This is a genomic window from Rathayibacter sp. VKM Ac-2927 (assembly GCF_022815525.1).
GTDB lineage: Bacteria > Actinomycetota > Actinomycetes > Actinomycetales > Microbacteriaceae > Rathayibacter > Rathayibacter festucae.
Map to the genome: position 1 here is coordinate 389,850 of NZ_JALGRT010000003.1, position 21,499 is coordinate 411,348.

The window sequence follows — 21,499 nt, forward strand, 5'->3', positions numbered from 1 at the left end:
GCGTCACTCCGACGGGACGGCGCAGGTCTCCTCGGCGGCGGTCTGCCCGGGGGCGTCGAGCGGTTCCGGAGCGGGCTCCGCGGCGGCGGGGTCGGTCGGCGCAGGAGCGGAGGTGCCCCCCTCGACCGGCGGCGCGGGCTGCTCCTCCGCGGGCGTCGACGCGAGCACGACCGGCTCGTCGTTCAGAACCTTCGCCATCAGCTCGCCGCCGAGCACCGTGTCCGGCACGACCTTGCCCGGCCGGTCCGGGTCGTCCAGCGCCGGGTACTGCACGAACACCATCTGCGCGAGGTCGACGTCCTTGAGGGCCAGCGCGAGCGAGATCATCGTCGACGGGTTCGTCAGCGTGGTGGAGAGGTGCACGTTCGAGGACACCGCCTGCGCGAGTCCGTAGAGCGCGGGCACGTTCGACAGCGTGTCCGCCGAGCGGACCGTGCGCATCAGCGAGGCCAGGTACTGCTGCTGCGAGGAGATCCGGCTGAGGTCGCTCTCGTCGCCGACGCCGTGCCGGGTGCGGAGGAACGCGAGCGCGGTCGCTCCCGAGACGTTGCTCGTGCCGGCGGGGAGGTCGAGCCCGGAGTCGGTGTCGCGGATCGGCCCGGTGAGGCAGATCGGCACTCCCCCGACGGCGTTGCTCATCTCGATCACGCCGTTGAAGGAGACCCAGCCCGCGTACGGCACGGTCAGGCCGGTGAACTGCTGCACCGTGTCGTTGACGCAGGAGAGCCCGCCGGCCTCGAACGCGGAGTTCAACGGGACGTCGGCGGTCGCCTCCGTGACCTCGCCGGTCTCCGGATCGGTGCAGGCCGGGCGGTCCAGGACGAGGTCGCGCGGGAAGCTGATCACCGTGGCGCTGCGGTGATCGGCGGAGACGTGCAGCAGGATCGTGACGTCGTTGAGCGTGCCGTCGCGGACCCCGAAGGCGTCGCCCTGCACCGCGTCGTTGTCGGTGCCCACGATGAGGACGTTGAAGCCGCCCTCGATCGCACCCAGCTGTGCAGCCCGCGGCTCCGCGGAGGGCGCGATCCCGAGGTCGACCGCGTTGCCCGCGACGTTGCTCGTGATGCTCGCGGTCGCGATCCCGACCAGGCAGGCCCCGCTCACGGCGAGGACCGCGACGGCGGCCGCAGCGCCGCGGAGCAGAGTCCGCGGTCCCGAGCGCGGCCTCAGCCGTCCGTGCCGTGCGCCACCCGCCGTCGCCATCCGTCCCCGCCACCCCCGCAGCTCGTGCCGCCGTCCGCGCGGCGCCCGGGCCAGTGTACGGAAGCGCCTCGACCGGGAGCGGACGGCGTCGCGCCGGGTAGCCTTCCCCGGTGACGACCCCCACCGCAGCGCTCGATCTCGGCTACGCACGCCTGGCGGTCGGCGCCTGGGGCCTCGTGCACGCGGCACTCGCCGCAGTCCTGGTGCCGTTCGTGCTCCTGGGCACCGCGTCCGCGATCGACCCGGGCATCGACGGCTGGAAGGACCTGCGCGAGCTGTCGCCCGCGGTGCAGTGGGCCGTGCTCGGCGCGTGGCTGCCCGTGCTGATCACGCCCGTCGTCGGGTTCGCGGTGGTCCGGCGGCTCGCGAGACCGCTGCGCTGGTGGTGGGTGACGCCAGCGACCGGGGTCCTCGCGACGCTCGTCCTGCACTTCCTGCCGTACCTCTTCTTCACGGCTCCGCCGCCCGCGATCGGCGCGTAGCGGCACAGCCTCTGCCACCGTCTGTGCCACCGTCGCCCGGTACGCTCGTCAGCGGATCCGAGAGGGAGGCGACCGGTGCTGGAGACGATCCTGGAGGCGCTCTCCCTCATCACGCTCCCGCTGGGGCTGCTGTTCCTGTTCGCGGCGTTCGTGGGGCTGCTGATCGACGGGCGGTGGTCGACGACGACCGCCTACCTCGAGGACGGTCCGCCGCGCGCGCTGCACTGGGTCACCCGTGCGGGCGAGGTGCGCTCGCGGCCGCTCACCGCCGACGACCCGCTGACGCCGGTCGGCTCGGACCAGCGCGAGGTCTACTACCGCGAGGAGGACCCGGAGCGGATCCGGCTGCACCGGCGCGCGGATCCGGTGCGGGCGCTGCGGCTGACGGGCCTGATCCTGCTCGGCACCGGCGCGGTCTGCGGGATCCTGTCGACGGTGCTCGCGATCCTCGGGAGCTGAGGTCGCGGCGGTGTGCTCGGCTCACCTGCGCCGGGCTCACCTGCGCCGGGCTCGGGCGCGCCGGGCTAAGGTGCGCCGGGCTCAGGCCTCCGGACGCCGCTCGTCGTCGATCGCGCGGCGGTGCGCCTCGTCCTCGCGATCGAGGGCGGCGGCGCTCGCCGGAGTGATGACTCCGGCCCGCCTCAGCGCGCTCGTCACCGCCGCCCGGACGACGAAGTAGACCGCGACGAGGACGAGCGCGAACCAGAAGAGGTTGATCACGAGACCGGTGAGCAGGGCTCCGAAGCTGGGTTCCATGCCCTCCACGCTAACCACCGAGTCCGTCCGGAGCCGAGTGCGCCCACCCCTGAAGCCGCGGTGATCCGCCGATCGACCCGTCACGAACGGCTCCCTCGGCACGTCGGCGAGAGCCGTCCGCGACGGATCGACCGCCCACGGGGTGCGCTGCGGAGCCTCAGCGCCAGGGCGCGAGCGTCGCCTCCATCAGCAGGCGGGCTCGGGAGAGCTGCCCGCGGACCACGGTCGCGCTGACGCCGAGCTCGGCGCCGATGTCGTCGTAGCTGCGCTGCTGCAGCTGGCGGAGCTCCCAGCAGCGGCGCTGCAGCTCGGGCATCCGGCCGAGCACGGCGCGCGCCTCGGCGACGAGCGCCGCGCGCTCCGACACCGCGGTCGGGCAGTGGTCGAGCGACTCGGGCAGGTCCTGCTCCAGCTCGGCGTGGTTCTGGTGGTCGCTCGAGCGCAGCCGGTCGTAGCAGCGCCGGCGCACCGTGGTCAGCAGCCAGCCGACGATCGTCTCGCCGTCGATCACGCTGTCCATGTGCGTCCAGGCGGCGAGGAACGTCTCCTGCACCACGTCGTCCGCCTCGCTCGAGGCGCGGAGGATGCGCAGCGCCGTCGCGCGCAGCAGAGAGGTGTGCCGGCGGACGATCTCGGCGAACGCGCCGTCGTCGCCCGAGGCCGAGCGGATGACGAGCATCCGATCGGAGTCGGGCGGGAGCAGCGGAAGCGCGGGCGCGAGGACGGCGCGCGAGCGGCGGGCGGCAGCGGTGCCGGCAGTGGGGGCGGTGGCGGACGCGGTGGCGGTGGCGAGCATGCGGGCTCCGGTCGTAAGGTTGATGTGTACGCATGATTCGGAGCAGACCTGGGAGCGGATGGCGAGAGGGGCCGCTCTGGCGCGACAGGACGGCCGGAACGTCGCCACATCAACGATTCTGAGCACCTGCGCAGCCGCTGCCGGTGGGGCGTCCGTTGTTGCCGGTCGAGCAGCCCGGAGGGGCGTATCTCCTTGGCAGAGGCGCTCGCACACATGCTGGTCGAGTAGCCCCGGAGGGGCGTATCGAGACCCACCGTCGCCAGCAGGGCAGCCTGCAGACCCGCCTTCCGACTCCGGTGGATCTCGATGCGCCCGCTCTGCGGGCTACTCGATCAGCATGAGCGCGACCACCACCGCCGGACTCCGACTCTGAGAACCGGCGCCGCGCAGCGCACGGTTCGCTGACAGACCGCGCGGATCGACCTGCGGCGGGGTGAGAGTGACGGGATGACCACGACATCGACGACACCGACCCCCCCGTCCGGCACCGCACGCACCGCCCTCCTCGCCGGCGCCTCCCGTGGGCTGGGCCACGCCCTCGCAGCGGAGTTCCTCGGCCGCGGCTGGGACGTGATCGGCACCGTCCGCGATCCCGGCCGGCGCACCCCTCTGCACGAGCTCCAGGACGAGGTCGGCGCGGACCGCCTGGCGATCGAGCGGCTCGACATCACCGACGAGGAGGGGACGCGGGCGCTTCGGGAGCGCCTGACGGGTCGCGTGCTCGACCTGCTCTTCGTGAACGCCGGCACCACGACGAGCGAGGACACGCCCATCGGCCAGGTCTCGACGGAGGACTTCGTCGAGGTCTTCGTCACCAACGCGCTCAGTCCGATGCGCGTGATCGAGACGCTGCAGGACCTCGTCGCTGGCGACGGCCTGATCGGCGCGATGTCGTCGGGGCAGGGCAGCATCGCGAACAACACCGGCGGCGGGCGGGAGGTCTACCGCGGCAGCAAGGCGGCGCTCAACCAGTTCCTGAAGAGCTTCGCGGTGCGGCAGTCCGGCACGGGCCGGGCGATCGTCCTGATCGCGCCGGGTTGGATCCGGACCGCGCTCGGTGGCGACGACGCGCCGTTCACGATCGAGGAGAACGTGCCGAAGGTGGTCGACGTGCTGATCGGCCGCCTCGGCACGCCCGGGATCGCCTACCGCGACTTCCGCGGCGAGGTGGTGCCCTGGTGACGGCGGTGCGGCGCCGGTCCTGCGACTCAGGTCCTGCGGCGCCGAGCCTGCGATGGCGCTCCTCCGGAGCCGGTCCTCCGGTGACGGTGGTCTTCCGTACGCTCGGGGGGTGCCCTCTCCTCGACCTCTCCAGCAGCGACTCCTCCGGCAGCTCGTCGGCACGCTGAGCGGCCAGCGCCCCGCCGCGCCGGTGAGCCGGCGCTCGCAGCGCGCCGTCCTCGCCGAGCAGACCGTGCGCGGCGTGCTCGAGCTGGCGGTGCGGCTCGGCGAGACCCTGCTCTCGCTGGGGTCCGCGGCCGCGGAGGTCACCGAGACCATCGAGCGGGTCTGCCGCGCCTACGGCATCGAGGTGCAGGTCGACCTCACCTTCACCTCGATCCTGGTCGTGCACGACGGCAGCGAGGACTCGCCCAGCGTGAGCGTGCTGCGCGTCGTCGCCTCCCGCAGCGCCGACTACGAGCGGCTCGCCCGCGTGACGACGCTGGTCACCGCGATCACCGACGGCTCCCCCGAGGTCCGGGTCGCCGACACCGTCGACTCGTCGACCGCGCGCGACGAGGCCCGGCAGCAGTTCGAGGACGCGCACGAGCGGCTCGACGCGATCCTCGTCCAGCCGCACCGCTACCGGCGGAGTGTCGTGACGCTCACCCTCGCGGTGATGGCCGCGGGCGTCGCGATCCTGCTCGGCGGCGGGCCGCTCATCGTTCTCCTCGCCGCGCTCACGACCGCCGCGATCGACGGCGTCAACCAGCTGCTCGGCCGCTGGGGGCTGCCCGCCTTCTTCCAGCAGATCGCCGGAGCCGCGCTCGCGACCGGAGTCGCGGTGCTGCTGCTCGCGGTCGTGCCGCAGCTGCCGGTCGAGTTCGCCGTGCTGCCGCCGGCACTGGTGGTCGCCTCCGGAGTCGTCGTGCTGCTCGCCGGGCTCTCCTTCGTCGGAGCGGCGGACGACGCCATCAACGGCTTCCCGATCACGGCCGGCGGCCGGCTGCTCGAGGTCGGGCTGCTGACGCTCGGCATCGTCGTCGGGATCGCGGCCGTGCTCGACGGCGCGCGCACCCTCGGCGTCGAGCTGGTGCTGGTCGACTCCTACGCCCGCCCCTGGCCGGCGAGCGTGCAGGTGCTCGGTGCCGGCATCGCCGCGGGTGCCTGGGCGCTCTCGTCGCACACGCCCCCGCGGCCGGCGCTCGTCGCCGCTCTCACCGGCGCGGGAGCGTGGGTCGCCTCCGACGCGCTGAGCGGGCTGGGCGCCGCGCCGCTGCTCGCCAGCGCCGTGCCCGCGATCGTGATCGGCCTGCTCGGCGAGACCCTGGCCGAGCGCTGGCGCGTGCCCGCCGTGGTGACCACCGCCTGCGGCATCGTGCCGCTGCTCCCTGGCCTGACCCTCTACCGCGGCGTGCTCGACCTCACCTCCGGCCGCGGCCCCGAGGGCGGGATCGAGCTGCTGCTCCAGGCGGGCATGATCGCGATCGGGCTCGCGGGCGGCGTCACCCTCGGCCGCATCGCGTACCGGCGGCTGCGCACTCCGGTCGTCCGCGCGGTGGCGCCGGTGCGGGCGCGCCGCTCCCCGCATCCGGAGTCGGCGCCGACCGCCGAGGAGCCGCTCGCGCGGACGGGCACGATGCCGATCATCAGCACGATCGGGGTGACCGAGCCGACGGAGGACGACCTCGCCGGAGGGGCCGCGGCGGCGAAGGACTGACGCCCGACGGCAGTGCGCGGCGTCACTCGCCGTCGATGCGGCCGATCTCGCGCCCGTCCTCGCGGAACGCCGCCCGCGCCGCCGACCAGCTGCTCGCGTCGACGACGAGCGCCGTGCGGAGGTAGGCCGTGGTCAGCTGCTGGATCGTGGAGAGTCGCGCGGGATCCGCGTCCGTCGTCTCGGCGACCTCCTCGCCGACGATGCCGCCGAGCGAGTGCTCGCCGCCGTGCAGGGTGAGCAGGTCGGTCGCGCCCGGGCTCTGCGTGTAGGCGTCGGTGAACCAGTCCGGCCCGCGCCGGGAGAGCCGCGACTGATCGCGGTCGCCCGCGACGACGAGGGTCGGCGTGCTCAGCTGCGCGAAGGAGGGGCGGAGGAAGGGGAAGGCCGCCTGCGCGAACGGCTCGAGGTCGTCGCCGGCGACGCCCGTCGCGGCGAGGAGGACGCCGGCGCGCACCCGGCGGTCGGAGCGGTCCGGGCTGAGCGAGCCGTCCTCTCCGACGATGCGGGCGCCGAGCAGCGTCTGCGCCGTCTGCGCGCCCCAGGAGTGCCCGGCGACGGCGATGCGGCTCGAGTCGATCCGGCCGGCGAGTCCGGGCACGGCCGCCTCGAGGACGTCGAGCCGGTCGAGCACGCGGGTGAGATCGGCGATCCGCTCCTCCCAGATCGTCGGGAAGACGGGATGGTCGAAGCCGAAGCCGTGACGCCTCGAGTCGAGGTGCGTCGGCTGGATCACGACGAAGCCGCGCGAGGCCCAGTACGCGGTGAGCGGCGCGTAGCCGTCGTGGTTCCAGCCGTTGCCGTGCGAGAAGAGCACGACGGGGAGGTCCGTGCCGGTCGCCGGGGCGGAGATCCGCACGGTGAGCGGGACGGGGCGGCCCGGAGCGTCGAGCTCGACGGGGGCGACCGAGACGACGGGGAGTGCGGAGAGTGCTTCCAAGAGAGAGGTGGGGACGGTGCTGGTCATGCTGGTGCCTTCCGGTTCGCGCTCTGCGATACTGCTTATCGGAGCGACGTTCCGCAACGATACGGAGCGCTGTTCCGTTAAGCAAGCGGAGCGTTCGGAGGAGGAGCAGCAGTGACGGATCAGGGCGGCGCCGGCCCGGCGGTCCCCCGCGTCGGCCGACCCCGGCGCGACTCGCAGGCCCTACTCGAAGCGGCCGCGGCGGTCTTCGTCGAGTCCGGCGTCGACGCCCCCGTCCGCGAGATCGCGACGCGCGCCGGCGTGGGCACGGGCACGATCTACCGCCACTTCCCCACCCGGGCCGACCTCGTGGTCGCCGTCTACCGGCACCAGGTCGAGGCCTGCGCCGAGGCCGGGCCGCGACTCCTCGCCGAGAGCGACTCGCCCGAGGCGGCGCTCCGCGCGTGGCTGGCGCTGTTCGTCGACTTCCTGGTCACCAAGCACGGGCTGCCGGATGCGCTGCAGGGCGACGGCGCCGGCTCCGACGCCCTGCACGCCTTCTTCGTCGACCGGCTGGTGCCGGTCTGCGCGACGCTGCTCGAGGCGGCGATCGCGCCGGACGCCCCGCCGGTCGAGGCGTACGGCCTGCTGCGCGGCATCGGCAATCTCTGCATCGGCGGCGCGGGCGACCCGCGCTACGACACGGACGCCCTCGTGCAGCTGCTCGTCACCGGTGTCCTGGCGCGCGGCGGGTCCTGAGGCGCGCGCTCCGAGGCGCGGCACCCTCAGTCGCCGAAGCGGGTCTCCTTGTGCGGGGCGCCGGTGCGGTCGTAGGTGGTCCAGACTCCGACCTGGCGCCCACGATCGAACCACCCGCTGCGCAGGCGGGTGCCGTCCAGGCGGAACCACTCCCAGTACCCGTGCAGCTCGCCGTCGAGCGTGGCCCCGCGAGCGCGGAGGCTGCCGTCGCGGTGCAGGACCTCCTGCGGGTCCGAGTCGGTCATCGGTCTCCTCCTCGTTCGTGCTGTCGCATGCCGCATCGTCGCACGCCGACCCGGCCGGCTGCGCTTGGATGGACGGATGACCGCGCTCATCGTCGCCGCCCACCCCGATCGGGACTCGCTCACCCTCGCTCTGGCCCGACGGCTCGCGGAGGAGCTGCCGCTGGCCGAGCTCGCGGATCTCGCCGCGGAGGGCTTCGACCCGCGCTTCAGTGCGGCCGACCGGCACAGCTACCGCGTCGCGGGCGAGTACCCGGCCGACGTCGCGAGCGAGCAGCGCCGGCTCGACGCCGCCGAGCACCTGGTGCTGGTCTTCCCCGTCTACTGGTGGTCGGTGCCGGCGCTGCTGAAGGGCTGGATCGACCGCGTCTTCGTCAACGGCTGGGCCTTCGAGATCGACCCGGCCGACGGGATGCGCCGGAAGCTCGGCGGGCTCACCGTCCACCTCGTGCCGATCGCCGGCGACAGCGCCGGGGTGTACGAGCGGCACGGCTACGAGCAGTCCCTGCGCACTCAGATCGAGCACGGCGTCGTCGACTACTGCGGCGCCGTGCGCGGCACGACGGCCTTCGTCCACGACTCCGAGCAGGAGGACGCCGCTGCCCGCGCGGCGAGCATCGACCGCGCGGTCGCGGCCGTCGTCGCCGCGGTCCGCGGGCGTGCCCCCGCGCCGGCCGAGTAGCCGCCTCGGCCGCCCTCCTTCTCGCCCTCGCCGCCCTTCGTGCCGGTCGAGCAGCCGCCTCCGGCGCCGTTCATGCCGGTCGAGCAGCCGCCTCCGGCGCCGTTCATGCCGGTCGAGCAGCCGCCTCCGGCGCCGTTCATGCCGGTCGAGCAGCCGCCTCCGGCGCCGTTCATGCTGGTCGAGTAGCCCCGGAGGGGCGTATCGAGACCCGCCCAGCTCAGCACGGTGGATCTCGATATCCCCGCTCCGCGGGCTGCTCGATCAGGGTGGGGTCGCCGTCCGCAGCCGCGATGCGGGTGGCGGGCTTCATGCTTGTCGAGTAGCCGTCGTCGGCGGCCCTCGCATGCTGGTCGAGTAGCCGCCGCCGGCGGCGTATCGAGACCCACCATCGCCGAGACATCCGGGAGCGGGTCTCCTCCACACTCGCGATCCGACGGTGTTGTCCCCGATCAGCCCGTGGTTCCGACCATGCTGTCGGTGGCCCCTGCTTCGATATCCGTATGTCAGAAGATGAGAACGCGGCAGCACTCGCGGAGGTGCGCGACTGCTTCGACGACTCCGCGGCCGCCGAGCGCGCCGACTCGCCGACGCGCCTCAGAGCCGCGGAACGGATGCACCGCGGCCACCGCATCGCGCTCACCGTCCCAAAGGCGTTCGCCCGCGGCGCGACGCGCAGCGAGACCCGCGATCTCGTCGAGCGCTCGATCCGCGCCGAGCTCGCGGTGACGCTCGGCGTGTCCGAGCGGGAGGTCTGCCGACGCCTCGAGACCGCCGAGATGCTGATGGAGCACCTTCCCCTCACCCGCGCCCTGCTCCGCGACGCGCGGATCCTCTGGGAGGTCGGCGAGGCGATCTGCAGAACCGCGAGCAGCCTCCCGGAGGCCTCCCGCGCGGCCCTCGACGAGCGCGCCGCCGACGCCGCGCTGACGATGACGACCACGCAGCTGCGCCGAGCCCTGACCCGCTGGCGGGAGGAGCTGCACGAGCAGCCCCTCGACGAGCGGCACGCCCGCGCCCGCGAAGACCGCGCGGTCTGGGTCACCCCGGACGTCGACGGGATGGCGACCCTCTGCATCCACGCCCCAGCGCCGGTCGTGTCGGGCTCGTACGACCGGCTGCGCCGCATCGCCCGCACCCTCCGCGACGACGGCGATCCGCGCACCCTGCAGCAGCTCAGCGCCGACGCCGCTGTCGACCTGCTTTGCGACGGTGACATCGCGGGAACGACTCCGAACGAAGAGCACCGGCCCGACCCGACCTTCGTCCCCGGCATCCGCGCCGAGGTCCGGCTGACCCTCGCCGCCTCCACCGCCGTGGGTCTCGACGACGCGCCCGCGGATCTCGACGGCTACGGCCCGGTCCCCGCCGAGATCGCCCGTGAGTTGATCCGCACGGCTCCGTCGTTCACCCGGGTCCTGACCGATCCGGAGACCGGCGCGGTCGTCTCCGTGGGCCGCACCTACCGGGTCCCGCCGCCGCAGATGCGACTGCACCTCCAGCTGCGGGACCAGACCTGCCGCTTCGCCGGCTGCACCCGCCCCGCCGCGACCAGCGAGGCCGACCACACCCTCGAATGGCGCAACGGCGGCGAGACCTCCCTCGACAACCTCGTCTCGCTCTGCACCTCGCACCACCACATCCGGCACGGCGACCAGTGGACGTACGTCAGACACGACGACGGAATGATCGTCTGGACGAGCCCGACCGGCCGGCGGATCAGCAACCGCCCGCCGCCACTCCCCGGCCGACCGCCCGAGCCGCCGCCGAAGCCCCGCTTCGTCGACGTCCCCGCGCCGTTCTGACGACGGCGGATCTCGATACGCCCGCTGCGCGGGCTACTCGATCAGCAGGCAGGGGCTGCTCGAGCAGGATGCGTGGTGCGCTCCGCGGGCTGCTCGATCAGCAGGCAGCGTGCGCGATACAGGCGTGCGCTCCGGACCGCACATGCTGGTCGAGCAGCCCCGGCGGGGCGTATCGAGACCCGTCCAGGCCGGCACGGTGGATCTACTTGGAAGAGACGCCCGCAAAAATGCTGGTCGAGTAGCCCCGGAGGGGCGTATCGAGACCCGCCCACCGCGGGGACGTCGGTCTCTTCCCCGTCCTGCACTGGCGCCGGAGGCGCCCACTCCGCTCGACACGCCCGCGTGGCGGGCCACTCGATCAGCAGGCAGGGGCTGCTCGATCAGCAGGCGTCCGAACCAGAGGCGGCGCCGTGATCGGATCGCGACAGCCCTCGATCCGATCGGGACACCCGCCGTCGGCCCCCGCCGCGAGGCTGGATCCATGACCGACACCACCACAGTCCCCCTCCTCACGGACGACCGGCTCGCCGGCCGCACCGCCCTCGTCACCGGCTCCTCCAGTGGACTCGGCGAGGCCATCGCCCACCGACTCGCCTCGTCCGGCGCGCACGTCCTCGTGCACGGCCGCGACAGCGCGCGCACCGAGGCGGTCGCGCAGGCGATCACCGCGGCCGGTGGCACCGCCGCCGTGCTCGTCGCCGACCTCGGCGGCACGCCCGACGCCACCCGAGCCGTCGCCGCCGAGGCGCTGCGCCTGCTCGGCGGTCGGATCGACGTGCTCGTCAACAACGCCGGCGTCTTCCCCGTCGGCCCGACCGCCGAGCTGAGCGACGCCGACGTCGACGCGCTGCTCGTCACCAACATCCGGGTCCCGCACCAGCTCGTCGGAGCGATCGCGCCGGCGATGGCCGAGGCCGGCTCCGGCGTGATCATCAACATCACGTCGTGGATGGCGCGCGTCGGCACCCTCGGCACCGCCCTCTACCCGGCGACCAAGGCCGCGCTCGACCACCTCACCCGTGCCTGGGCGGCCGAGTACGGCGCGGACGGCGTGCGCGTCGTCGCGGTCGCTCCCGGCGCGACACTCACTCCCGGCAACGCGCACGCCTCGGCGATCCTCGACGCGATGACCGCCCCGACCCCTGCCGGCCGCCCCGGCCGCCCGGACGAGATCGCCCAGGCCGTGCGCTGGCTCGCGACCGACGAGGCGTCCTACGTGCACGGCACGACCCTGCTGGTCGACGGCGGCATCGTCGGCGCGCGGCGCTGACCGCGGACCCGGGAGCGCAGGTCAGTCGACCTGCACCAGCCGGCCCGGGTGCAGCGCGGCGTCGGCGGCGGGGGTCGTCTCGTAGGCGCGGCGGTAGTCGCGGCCGAAATGCGACGCGCTGGCGTAGCCGACCGCTGCCGCCGCGCCCGCGGCCGTCTCGCCGCGCACCAGCAGGAGGCGCCGCGCCTCGCCCAGCCGCAGCCGGCGCAGGTAGCCGAGCGGCGACATCCCGGTCAGCTCGCGGAACCGCCGGGTGAGCGTCGGCACGCTCGTGCTCGCCTCGGCGGCCAGCGCGTCGAGCGTCCAGCCGTGGGCGAGCGCGCCGGTCATCGCGTCGACCGCCCGGGTCACCGCGGCCGAGCGGACGGCGGACGACGCCGACAGCAGGCGCGGCGCCTGGTCGCTCTGCAGCAGCCGGAGCACCAGCTCGCGCGACACCGCCGGCCCGAGCACCGGGATCTCCTCCGGTGCGTCCAGGAGCCGGAACAGGCGGTGCAGCGCGTCGGCGAGCTCCGGGGTGATCGTGCCGATCCGCTCCGGGATCGCCGCGGCGGGGCGGTGCGCGACGAGTCCGGCGACCTCGGCGACGAGCACCGGATCCAGGTGCCAGTTGGCCGAGACGAAGTCGCCCTGCTCGCCGGTCTCGACGACGGCCGCGATCACCGGCAGGTCGACCGGCGTGATCAGGAAGCGGCCGGCGCCCCACTGCTCATCCGAATCGCCGACGATCGAGCGCTTCCGGCCGGAGAGCACGAGGCTCAGCGTCGGCGGGAAGCGCGTGTAGACCAGCGAGGTCGGCGCCGTGACCCGGTGCAGCCGCAGGTCCAGCGCGGCGGCGCGCTCCGGATGCTCCAGGTGCCGGCGGGCGAGATCGGCGGCGGCCGCGAGGTGCTGCCGGGCGCTCCCTGGCGGGTCGGTCACGGGCCGGGCGCTCCCTGGCGCGGCGGTCACGGGCGCGGCAGCGCCGCGAGCGCGAGCTCGCCGATCTCGGCGACGCGCTCGGCGGTCCCGCCGTCGCGGGCCTGCGTCGACATCCCGGTCAGCACCGCGACGACGAAGGCGGCCGTCCGCGCCGCGTCGGTGCCGGCCGGCACATCCCCCTCGGCGATCCCCCGCTCGATGCGCGCGGCGATGACGTCCTCCATCGAACGGCGGCGCTCGGCCAGGCGCGGCTCGCTCAGCACGAAGCAGCCGGAGGGCGTGCCCGGGTCGGAGTAGCCCGCGGCGCTCGAGCGGACGACGGCGGCCAGCGCGTCCCAGGCCGTCGGCGCGTCGAGGAGCCGGGCGAGGGCGGCATCGGCGGTGTCCGCGTAGCAGCTCGCGGCGGCACGGAACAGCTCGTCCTTGTCGCCGAAGGCCGCGTAGAGGCTCGGCGCCGAGATGCCGATCTCGCGGGTGAGCACGGCGACCGTCGTCTCGTCGTAGCCGTCGCTCCAGAAGCGGCGCATCGCCGTGTCGAGCGCCTCGTCGCGGTCGAAGCCCCTCGGTCGTCCTGCCATGCTCCGATTCTATAACAGTCGCTACGGAACGTGCTAGCGTGCGTCGCACCAGTTCTTTATCGACCATTACAGAAAGGCACTCCTATGCAGATCCAGGACTCCGTCGTGCTCGTGACCGGCGCCAACCGCGGCATCGGCGCCGAGTTCGTCCGGCAGCTGACGGCGCGCGGCGCCCGCACCGTCTACGCCGCGGCGCGCGACGCCTCGACGATCGCCGCCGCGCCGGGCGTCGTGCCGATCGCGCTCGACGTGACCGATCAGGACCGCATCGCCGAGCTCGCGGCGAGCCTCGGCGACGTGTCGATCGTCGTCAACAACGCCGGCATCGCCCCCACTGTCGACTTCGTCACCGGCGACCTCGACGAGATCCGCCGCACGGTCGAGACCAACGCCTTCGCGCCGCTGATGCTCGCGCGCGCCTTCGCCGGGAGCCTCGGCCGGGCGGGCGGCGGCGCCGTGCTGAACGTGCTCTCCGTGTCGGCCTTCGTCTCGTTCCCGGGCTCGGAGTCGTACTCGATGTCCAAGGCCGCGGCCTGGAGCGTCACCGACGGCCTGCGCCTGGCCCTCGCTCCGCAGGGCACCCAGGTGCTCGGCCTGCACATGGGCCTCGTCGACACCGACATGGCCTCGTGGTCGGACGCCCCGAAGTCGAGCCCCGAGGCGATCGTGACGGCCGCCCTCGACGGCCTCGAGCGCGGCGCCGCCGAGGTCCTCGCCGACGACACCGCCCGCGCGGTGAAGCCCGGCCTCGCCCTCGACCCGGCCGAGCGCTACGCGGACGCGCTCGCCACCACCCGCTGACGCCTCATGCTGGTCGAGTAGCCGCGGGACGCGGCGTATCGAGACCCGCCGTCCCAGCAGGACAGGTCTGCAGACTCGTCCTGCTGACGCCGGTGGATCTCGATACGCCCGCTGCGCGGGCTACTCGATCAGCATGGAACGGCCGACACGAAGAGGACGCTCCCTCCCAGGAGTCGGAAGGGCGTGGCCGCCGCTTGCCATCATGCTGGTCGAGTAGCCCCGCAGGGGTGTATCGAGACCCGCCGTCACCAGCACGTCAGGTCTGCACACTCGCCCTGCCGACGCCGGGTGGAGGCCGGTCCGCGATCTCCGACGCCGTGCGGCCACTGCTCCGCCTTCGCGGGAATAGAGTGGCCTTTAAGACGCAGAAGCGGAACTCCTTCCCGCACCGTCGAACCCAGGAAGGCCCCTCCATGACGCTGCCCCGCGCCGCCGCCGCACTGCTCTCCTCCGCGGCCCTCCTCGCGGTCCTGGCCGGCTGCTCCGCCTCGGCACCCGCCGAGACCGCGACAGCCGAGGCCTCGAGCACGCCGACCGCGACCAGCGCACTCTCCGGCTCGATCACCGTCTACGCCGCCGCGTCGCTGAAGGGCACCTTCACCGAGATCGCGACCGCCTTCGAGGCCGAGCACCCGGGCACCACCGTCGAGCTCACCTTCGCCGGCTCGTCCGACCTGGTGACCCAGATCACCAACGGCGCCCCCGCCGACGTCTTCGCCTCGGCCGACGAGAAGAACATGGCGAAGCTCACCGACGCCGACCTCATCGAGGGCGACCCCGTCGACTTCGCGACCAACACCCTCGAGATCGCCGTCCCGCCGGCCAACCCCGCGGGGATCGCCTCGTTCGCCGACCTCGCCCGCGAGGGCGTGAAGACGGTCGTCTGCGCGGCCCAGGTCCCGTGCGGCGCGGCGACGGTCACCGTGGAGACCGCGACCGGCGTCGACCTCCGGCCGGTCAGCGAGGAGTCGTCGGTCACCGACGTCCTCGGCAAGGTCACCTCGGGCGAGGCCGACGCCGGCCTGGTCTACGTCACCGACGTCGCCGCCGCCGGCGACGCGGTGACCGGGATCGAGTTCCCCGAGTCGTCGCAGGCCGTGAACACCTACCCGATCGCCCCGGTCGCCGGCTCCGCGAACCCGGACCTCGCGGCCGCCTTCACCGCGTACGTGGCCGGCGACGACGGCCGCACGGTCCTCGCCTCGGCGGGCTTCGGCGCCCCCTGAGCACCGGCCCCCTCCGCCGAATCGGCTCTACGATGGCTCCCATGCCGCAGATCCGGATCAAGAACGCCGCCGACTACCTCGGCGTCAGCGACGACACCGTCCGCCGGTGGATCGAGAACGGCACCCTCGCGAGCAGCAAGGACGCGTCCGGCCGCAGCGTCGTCGAGGGCCTCGACCTCGCCCGCCTCGCCCGGCAGAACGCGATCCTCCCCGTCGACCCGAGCGAGGTGGGCCGCTCGGCGCGCAACCGCTTCGTCGGCATCGTCACCGAGGTGGTCTCCGACACCGTGATGGCGCAGGTCGAGCTGCAGTGCGGCCCGCACCGCGTCGTCTCACTGATGTCCGCCGAGGCCGTCCGCGAGCTCGGCCTCGAGCCGGGCTCGCCCGCGATCGCGATCGTCAAGGCGACGATGGTCGTGGTGGAGACCCCGAACGGGAAGGCGTGACGCGCTCGCCCGTGACGCGCTCGCCCGTGACGCGCTCGCCCGTGACCCGCCGGCCGGTGACGCTCTCCGCGGGAGTCCCCCGCTGGGTCGTCGCCGTCGCGGTCGTCGGCGGCGCCTTCGTGCTGCTGCCGCTGGTCGGCATCCTCACCCGCGTCGACTGGGCCGGATTCGTCCCGCTGATCACCTCGGATTCCTCGATCGCGGCGCTCCTGCTGAGCCTGCGCACCGCCGCCGCCGCCACCGCACTCTGCCTCGTGATCGGCGTGCCGATGGCGCTCACGCTCGCGCGCACCTCCTTCCCCGGCCAGGGCCTGGTGCGCGCCCTCGTGCTGCTCCCGCTCGTGCTCCCCCCGGTGGTCGGCGGCATCGCCCTGCTCTACACCTTCGGGCGGCTCGGCCTGCTCGGCGGCGCCCTCGAGGCGCTCGGGATCCGGATCGCGTTCTCCACCACCGCGGTGATCCTCGCGCAGACCTTCGTCGCCCTGCCGTTCCTGGTGCTCAGCCTCGAGGGGGCGCTCCGCTCGGCCGGCGACCGCTACGAGAGCGTCGCCGCGACCCTCGGCGCCCGGCCCTCGACCGTGCTGCGCCGGGTCACCCTGCCCCTGATCCTGCCCGGGCTGCTCTCCGGCGCGATCCTCTCCTTCGCTCGCGCGCTCGGCGAGTTCGGCGCGACGCTGACCTTCGCCGGCAGCCTGCAAGGCGTCACCCGCACGCTGCCGCTCGAGATCTACCTGCAGCGCGAGACCGACCCGGACGCCGCGGTCGCCCTCTCGCTGGTGCTGGTCGTCGTCGCGGTCCTCGTGATCGGGCTCGCGCACCGCCGGCCGCGCGCCGCCCGGACGGAGGTGCGCCCGTGACGCTCGAGTTCGACGCGCGGCTGCACGCCCGCGGCGTCGACGTCGCGCTGCGGGTCGAGACCGGGACGACCACGGCCGTCCTCGGCCCGAACGGCGCCGGCAAGTCCACGCTCGTCGGGCTGCTCGCCGGCCTCCTCCGCGCCGACGACGGACACGCGACCCTGGCCGGAGCGACCCTGTTCGACTCCGCCCGCCGCCTGCACCTGCCGCCGCACCGCCGCAGCGTCGCCCTGCTCGCCCAGGACCCACTGCTGTTCCCGCACCTCAGCGTGCTCGACAACGTCGCCTTCGGCCCGCGCAGCACCGGCGCCGGCCGCTCCGCCGCGGCCGAGACCGCGCGCACCTGGCTCGAGGCCGTCGACGCCGTCGACCTCGCCGACCGCCGGCCGGCGCAGCTCTCGGGCGGGCAGGCGCAGCGGGTGGCCGTCGCCCGGGCGCTCGCTCCGAGCCCGGAGCTGCTGCTGCTCGACGAGCCGATGGCCGCGCTGGACGTCGCGGTCGCCCCGCTGCTGCGGCGGATGCTGCGCCGCGTCCTGCCCGGGCGGACCACGATCCTGATCACCCACGACGTGCTCGACGCCTACACGCTGGCCGACCGCGTCGTGGTGCTGCACGGCGGTCGGGTGATCGAGGACGGCCCCACCCACGAGGTGCTGGAGCGGCCGCAGAGCCCGTTCACCGCCGAGCTGGCGGCGCTCAATCTGCTGACAGGCACGGCGACCGGCACCGGGCTGCGGACCGACGACGGCGTGGAGCTGCGCGCGGCGGGCTCCGTCGCCGCGGGCGTGCGGGCCGCGGCCGCGTTCCGGCCCGCCTCCGTGACGGTCGCCCCGGCCCTGCCGGGAGCGCCGGGCGCAGGCCGGGTCCGCGCCCGCATCCGCGACCTCGAGCGGCGCGGCGACCTCGTGCGGGTGCGCGCCGCCGGCATCGCGGCCGACCTCTCCCCCGCTCAGCTCGCCGCCCTCGGCGCGGGGATCGACGACGAGGTCGACTTCCTGATCGATCCGGAGGCGGTCGCGCTCTACCCGGCGCGCGGCGTCGCGGGCGGAGGGTAGCCCTCCGCGGCCCGCCCGAGAAGGGCCCCCTCGTGCGGCCCCTCCCGCGGGTAGCTTTCAGCCATGGCGCAGCGCAGCGAGACCAGGTCCGTGCCGTCGACCGCGATCGACGTCACCGTGAACGGCGAGTCGAGAGCGGTCGCCGTCGACAACCGCACCACCCTCCTCGATCTGCTCCGGGAGCGGCTCGACCTCACCGGCTCGAAGAAGGGCTGCGATCACGGCCAGTGCGGCGCCTGCACCGTGCTGCTCGACGGACGCCGGACCAACAGCTGCCTCGTGCTGGCGGTGTCGCTGGACGGCCGCGAGGTCACCACGATCGAGGGCCTGGCCGACGGCGACGACCTCCATCCGGTGCAGCGGGCGTTCCTCGAGCGCGACGCCTACCAGTGCGGCTACTGCACCCCGGGGCAGATCTGCTCGGTGGTCGGCATGCTCGCCGAGGCGCGCGCGGGCATGCCCAGCCACGTCACCGCCGAGCTGAGCACCGACGACGCCATGCTCGACGACGAGGTGCCCGACGACGTCGTCCTCGACGACGAGGAGGTGCGCGAGCGGATGAGCGGCAACCTCTGCCGCTGCGGCACCTACGCCAACATCGTGCCCGCCGTCCACGACGCGGCGGAGCACCCGAGCGAGACGGAGACCGCGCGATGAGGACCTTCGAGTATCAGCGGGCCGCGGACGTCGCCGACGCCGTGCGCCTGCTCGCCGCGTCCCCCGAGGCGAAGCCGCTCGCGGGCGGCACCAACCTCGTCGACCTGATGAAGCTCGGCGTCGAGCGCCCCGCCGCGCTGGTCGACGTCAGCCGCGTCGACTTCGGCGGCGTCGAGGAGACGGCCGAGGGCGGACTCCTGATCGGCGCGGGAGTCGCGAACAGCGACCTCGCCGCGCACCCGCTCGTCCGCCGCCGCTACCCGGCCCTCAGCCGCGCCCTGCTCGCCGGCGCCTCCGGCCAGCTGCGGAACCAGGCCTCGACCGGCGGGAACCTGCTGCAGCGCACCCGCTGCACCTCCTTCACGGACGTGTCGAAGCCGTGCAACAAGCGCGAGCCGGGCACCGGCTGCTCCGCTCTGAAGGGCGTCTCCCGCGAGCTCGCGATCCTCGGCATCGCCACCGGCGCCGACCCCGGGCACCTCTGCATCGCGACCCACCCCGGCGACATGGCCGTCGCACTCACCGCCCTCGACGCCGCCGTCCGCTTCGAGACCGTCGACGGGCCGGCGAGCCTGCCGATCAGCGACTTCTTCCGGCTCCCCGGCGAGCACCCCGAGCGCGACACGAACCTGCCGGCGGGTGCGGTGATCACCGCCGTCGAGCTGCCGCCGCTGCCGTTCGCCGCGACCTCCACCTACCGCAAGGCCCGCGACCGCCGCTCCTACGCCTTCGCACTCGGCTCGGTCGCCGCGGCGCTGGACGTGACCGACGGGACCGTGACCGACGTCCGCCTCGCCCTCGGCGCGGTCGCGCACGCGCCCTGGCGCGCGCGGATCGCGGAGGACCTGCTCCGCGGCGGCCCCGCGACCGTCGAGGCGTTCACGCGTGCAGCGGAAGCGGAGCTCGCCGCCGCGACGCCGACCGAGCAGAACGCCTTCAAGGTCCCGCTGCTCACGCGGCTGATCGTCGGCGTCCTCGCCGAGCTCGCCGGACTCGACGAGGAGGTGGCGGCATGACCGCGCTCGACACGGCCCTCGGCACACCACTGGGCACACCACTGGCCCGGCTGGAGGGCCGCGACAAGGTCACCGGCGCGGCCCGCTACGCCTTCGAGCACTCGCCGGAGGGTCTGCTGCACGCCTGGCCCGTGCAGTCGGCCGTCGCGACGGGCATGGTGCGGCGGATCGACGTCGACGCCGTGCTCGCGCTTCCTGGCGTGCACTCGGTGATCACCCCCGACTCCGCGCTGCCGCTCGAGGACGCGGACGACGGGGAGCTGCAGGTGCTGCAGTCGCACGCGGTCGCCTACCGCGGCCAGGTGATCGCGCTCGTCCTCGCCGAGACGCTCGAGACCGCCCGCGAGGCCGCCGCCGCGCTGCGCGTCGAGTACGTCGACTCCGGGACCGACGTCGTGCTCACCGAGGACCAGCCCAAGCTCTACGCGCCGGAGCAGGTCAACGCCGGCTTCCCGACCGACAGCTCCGACGGCGACGTCGACGCGGCGATCGCGGCGGCGGCCGTCTCGATCGACGCGCGCTACTCCACCCCGGCGCTGTTCAACTCGCCGATGGAGCCGCACGCCTCGGTCGTCACCTGGGCCGACGGGCACCTCGACGTCCTCGACTCCTCGCAGGGCACGAGCTCGGTGCAGTCGACCCTCGCGACGCTGTTCTCGCTCGATCCCTCCGTCATCCGGGTGCGCAGCGAGCACGTCGGCGGCGGCTTCGGCTCGAAGGGCTCGCCGCGGCCGAACGTGGTGCTCGCGACGATGGCGGCCATCCTCACCGGCCGGCCGATCAAGATCGCCTACACCCGGCAGATGATGTTCGCGCTGGCCGGCTACCGCACGCCGACGATCTCGCACGTCCGGCTCGCGGCCGATGCGGAGGGGCGGCTCACCGCGATCGCGCACGAGGCCTTCTCGCACACCTCCACGATCCAGGAGTTCGCCGAGCAGACCGGTGAGGCCACCCGCCACCTCTACGCGGCGCCGAACCGACTGGTCACCCACCGGGTCGCGGCGCTCGACGTGCCGACGCCGCGCTGGATGCGCGCGCCAGGCGAGTGCCCCGGCATGTACGCGCTCGAGTCGGCGATGGACGAGCTCGCGGTCGCCGCCGGGATCGACCCGATCGAGCTGCGGATGCGCAACGAGCCGGACGTCGACCCCGATTCGGGCTCGCCGTTCTCCAGCCGGCACTACCTCGAGTGCTTCCGCCGCGGAGCGGAGCTGTTCGGCTGGGAGGACCGCGATCCGCGGGCAGGCAGGGACCGCCGCGGCCGCTGGCTGGTCGGCACCGGGGTCGCGGGCGCCACCTACCCCGTGCTCACCTCGCCGAGCGGGGCGCGGGCCACTGCGCTGCCCGGCGGCCGCTTCGCGATCGCGGTCAACGCGACCGACATCGGCCAGGGCGCGCGCACGGTGCTCACCCAGGTCGCGGCCGACGCGCTGGACGTGCCGGTCGACCGGATCGAGATCGTCATCGCCGACAGCGCGCTGCCGCAGGGCCCGGTCGCCGGCGGCTCCTCGGGCACCGGATCGTGGGGCTGGGCCGTCACGAAGGCCTGCCACCGCCTGCTCGCCCTGCTGGCCGACGGGCAGCCGCTGCCCCCGGAGGGCCTCGACGTCGTCGTCGACACCACGGAGGACGTCGCCGGAATGGGCGACTTCGCCCGCTACGCCTACGGCGCCCACTTCGTCGAGGCGCGGGTGGACCTCGACTCGGGCGAGATCCAGGTGCCGCGGATGCTCGGCGTCTTCGCCGCGGGCCGGATCCTCAATCCGCGGACCGCCCGCTCGCAGTTCCTCGGCGGCATGACCATGGGCCTCTCGATGGCGCTGCACGAGCACGGCGCCCTCGACCCGGTGCTCGGCGACTACGCCAACCACGACTTCGCGACGTACCACGTGGCGGCGAACGCCGACGTGCTCGACCTGCGGGCGGAGTGGCTGGACGAGGAGGATCCGCACCTCGCGCCGATGGGCGGCAAGGGCATCGGCGAGATCGGCAACGTGGGCACCGCGGCGGCTGTCGCCAACGCCGTCTTCCACGCCACCGGCGTCCGCGTCCGCGACCTCCCCGTGCAGCCCGACTCGCTGCTCGCCGCCCTCCCGCCGCGCTTCTGATCGCCGCCGACACATGCTGGTCGAGTAGCCGCGGAGCGGCGTATCGAGACCCACCAG

24 protein-coding genes are annotated in these 21,499 nt (G+C 74.1%); 17 read left to right on the forward strand and 7 right to left on the reverse strand.

What is annotated here, in order from left to right:
* Positions 1-3: 3 nt before the first annotated feature.
* Positions 4-1,104, reverse strand: coding sequence for an LCP family protein (locus MT353_RS10965; RefSeq protein WP_243624419.1), 1,101 nt, complete (start codon positions 1,102-1,104; stop codon positions 4-6).
* A gap of 209 nt (positions 1,105-1,313) precedes the next feature.
* Here MT353_RS10965 and MT353_RS10970 point away from each other — a divergent pair, with 209 nt between their 5' ends.
* Both MT353_RS10970 and MT353_RS10975 read left to right on the forward strand, forming a co-directional pair.
* The gene (locus tag MT353_RS10970; protein ID WP_243624420.1) at positions 1,314-1,685 is read left to right on the forward strand and encodes a hypothetical protein; all 372 of its coding nucleotides are present in this window, start codon (positions 1,314-1,316) and stop codon (positions 1,683-1,685) included.
* 75 nt (positions 1,686-1,760) lie between these two features.
* Positions 1,761-2,144 (forward strand): hypothetical protein, encoded by a 384-nt coding sequence (locus MT353_RS10975; RefSeq protein WP_243600262.1) that lies wholly within the window; start codon positions 1,761-1,763, stop codon positions 2,142-2,144.
* Between the two features lie 81 nt (positions 2,145-2,225).
* Here MT353_RS10975 and MT353_RS10980 read toward each other — a convergent pair whose 3' ends face one another.
* Positions 2,226-2,441: a hypothetical protein gene (locus MT353_RS10980; RefSeq protein WP_123445935.1), complete on the reverse strand. Its 216-nt coding sequence runs from the start codon at positions 2,439-2,441 to the stop codon at positions 2,226-2,228.
* A 157-nt stretch (positions 2,442-2,598) separates the two neighbouring features.
* Entirely contained in the window at positions 2,599-3,237 is a 639-nt protein-coding gene (locus MT353_RS10985) for an RNA polymerase sigma factor (protein ID WP_243624421.1), read from the reverse strand.
* A 447-nt stretch (positions 3,238-3,684) separates the two neighbouring features.
* On the opposite strand from MT353_RS10985, the gene MT353_RS10990 reads away from it, so the two are divergent.
* Positions 3,685-4,419 (forward strand): SDR family NAD(P)-dependent oxidoreductase, encoded by a 735-nt coding sequence (locus MT353_RS10990; protein WP_243600265.1) that lies wholly within the window; start codon positions 3,685-3,687, stop codon positions 4,417-4,419.
* 109 nt (positions 4,420-4,528) lie between these two features.
* Positions 4,529-6,118 (forward strand): threonine/serine exporter ThrE family protein, encoded by a 1,590-nt coding sequence (locus tag MT353_RS10995; RefSeq protein WP_243624422.1) that lies wholly within the window; start codon positions 4,529-4,531, stop codon positions 6,116-6,118.
* A 22-nt stretch (positions 6,119-6,140) separates the two neighbouring features.
* Here the strand turns inward: MT353_RS10995 and MT353_RS11000 are convergent, their stop codons facing one another.
* On the reverse strand, positions 6,141-7,082 hold the full coding sequence (locus MT353_RS11000) for an alpha/beta fold hydrolase (RefSeq protein ID WP_243624423.1): 942 nt from the start codon (positions 7,080-7,082) through the stop codon (positions 6,141-6,143).
* A gap of 111 nt (positions 7,083-7,193) precedes the next feature.
* On the opposite strand from MT353_RS11000, the gene MT353_RS11005 reads away from it, so the two are divergent.
* A complete protein-coding gene (locus MT353_RS11005; protein ID WP_243624424.1) occupies positions 7,194-7,778 on the forward strand; it encodes a TetR/AcrR family transcriptional regulator in 585 nt (194 codons plus the stop codon).
* A gap of 26 nt (positions 7,779-7,804) precedes the next feature.
* Here the strand turns inward: MT353_RS11005 and MT353_RS11010 are convergent, their stop codons facing one another.
* On the reverse strand, positions 7,805-8,023 hold the full coding sequence (locus MT353_RS11010) for a toxin-antitoxin system YwqK family antitoxin (protein WP_243624425.1): 219 nt from the start codon (positions 8,021-8,023) through the stop codon (positions 7,805-7,807).
* A 76-nt stretch (positions 8,024-8,099) separates the two neighbouring features.
* On the opposite strand from MT353_RS11010, the gene MT353_RS11015 reads away from it, so the two are divergent.
* From MT353_RS11015 to MT353_RS11030, 4 genes are all read left to right on the forward strand, one after another.
* Positions 8,100-8,702: an NAD(P)H-dependent oxidoreductase gene (locus MT353_RS11015; RefSeq protein WP_243624426.1), complete on the forward strand. Its 603-nt coding sequence runs from the start codon at positions 8,100-8,102 to the stop codon at positions 8,700-8,702.
* A 39-nt stretch (positions 8,703-8,741) separates the two neighbouring features.
* On the forward strand, positions 8,742-8,888 hold the full coding sequence (locus tag MT353_RS11020) for a hypothetical protein (RefSeq protein ID WP_243624707.1): 147 nt from the start codon (positions 8,742-8,744) through the stop codon (positions 8,886-8,888).
* 314 nt (positions 8,889-9,202) lie between these two features.
* A complete protein-coding gene (locus MT353_RS11025; RefSeq protein ID WP_243624427.1) occupies positions 9,203-10,504 on the forward strand; it encodes an HNH endonuclease signature motif containing protein in 1,302 nt (433 codons plus the stop codon).
* 481 nt (positions 10,505-10,985) lie between these two features.
* Positions 10,986-11,774 carry an SDR family NAD(P)-dependent oxidoreductase gene (locus MT353_RS11030; RefSeq protein WP_243624428.1) on the forward strand — a complete coding sequence of 263 codons (789 nt, stop codon included), beginning with the start codon at positions 10,986-10,988 and terminating at the stop codon, positions 11,772-11,774.
* Positions 11,775-11,795: 21 nt separating this feature from the next.
* Here MT353_RS11030 and MT353_RS11035 read toward each other — a convergent pair whose 3' ends face one another.
* On the reverse strand, positions 11,796-12,695 hold the full coding sequence (locus MT353_RS11035; protein WP_243624429.1) for an AraC family transcriptional regulator: 900 nt from the start codon (positions 12,693-12,695) through the stop codon (positions 11,796-11,798).
* A gap of 26 nt (positions 12,696-12,721) precedes the next feature.
* Complete coding sequence (locus MT353_RS11040; RefSeq protein ID WP_243624430.1) at positions 12,722-13,273, reverse strand: TetR/AcrR family transcriptional regulator; 552 nt, start codon at positions 13,271-13,273, stop codon at positions 12,722-12,724.
* A gap of 84 nt (positions 13,274-13,357) precedes the next feature.
* Between MT353_RS11040 and MT353_RS11045 the strand changes: the two genes are divergently transcribed.
* From MT353_RS11045 to MT353_RS11080, 8 genes are all read left to right on the forward strand, one after another.
* Complete coding sequence (locus tag MT353_RS11045) at positions 13,358-14,074, forward strand: SDR family oxidoreductase (RefSeq protein ID WP_243624431.1); 717 nt, start codon at positions 13,358-13,360, stop codon at positions 14,072-14,074.
* Positions 14,075-14,487: 413 nt separating this feature from the next.
* Entirely contained in the window at positions 14,488-15,300 is an 813-nt protein-coding gene (modA, locus tag MT353_RS11050; protein WP_243599264.1) for a molybdate ABC transporter substrate-binding protein, read from the forward strand.
* A 41-nt stretch (positions 15,301-15,341) separates the two neighbouring features.
* Positions 15,342-15,746 carry a molybdopterin-binding protein gene (locus tag MT353_RS11055; RefSeq protein WP_123737136.1) on the forward strand — a complete coding sequence of 135 codons (405 nt, stop codon included), beginning with the start codon at positions 15,342-15,344 and terminating at the stop codon, positions 15,744-15,746.
* A 26-nt stretch (positions 15,747-15,772) separates the two neighbouring features.
* Complete coding sequence (locus MT353_RS11060; protein WP_243624432.1) at positions 15,773-16,603, forward strand: ABC transporter permease; 831 nt, start codon at positions 15,773-15,775, stop codon at positions 16,601-16,603.
* Positions 16,600-17,658 carry a sulfate/molybdate ABC transporter ATP-binding protein gene (locus tag MT353_RS11065; protein ID WP_243624433.1) on the forward strand — a complete coding sequence of 353 codons (1,059 nt, stop codon included), beginning with the start codon at positions 16,600-16,602 and terminating at the stop codon, positions 17,656-17,658. The genes MT353_RS11060 and MT353_RS11065 overlap by 4 nt, the downstream gene beginning before the upstream one ends.
* A 63-nt stretch (positions 17,659-17,721) precedes the next feature.
* The gene (locus tag MT353_RS11070) at positions 17,722-18,315 is read left to right on the forward strand and encodes a 2Fe-2S iron-sulfur cluster-binding protein (protein WP_243624434.1); all 594 of its coding nucleotides are present in this window, start codon (positions 17,722-17,724) and stop codon (positions 18,313-18,315) included.
* Entirely contained in the window at positions 18,312-19,331 is a 1,020-nt protein-coding gene (locus MT353_RS11075; RefSeq protein ID WP_243624435.1) for a xanthine dehydrogenase family protein subunit M, read from the forward strand. Before MT353_RS11070 ends, MT353_RS11075 begins: the two co-directional genes overlap by 4 nt.
* Positions 19,328-21,442 carry a xanthine dehydrogenase family protein molybdopterin-binding subunit gene (locus MT353_RS11080; RefSeq protein WP_243624436.1) on the forward strand — a complete coding sequence of 705 codons (2,115 nt, stop codon included), beginning with the start codon at positions 19,328-19,330 and terminating at the stop codon, positions 21,440-21,442. The genes MT353_RS11075 and MT353_RS11080 overlap by 4 nt, the downstream gene beginning before the upstream one ends.
* Positions 21,443-21,499: the final 57 nt, after the last annotated feature.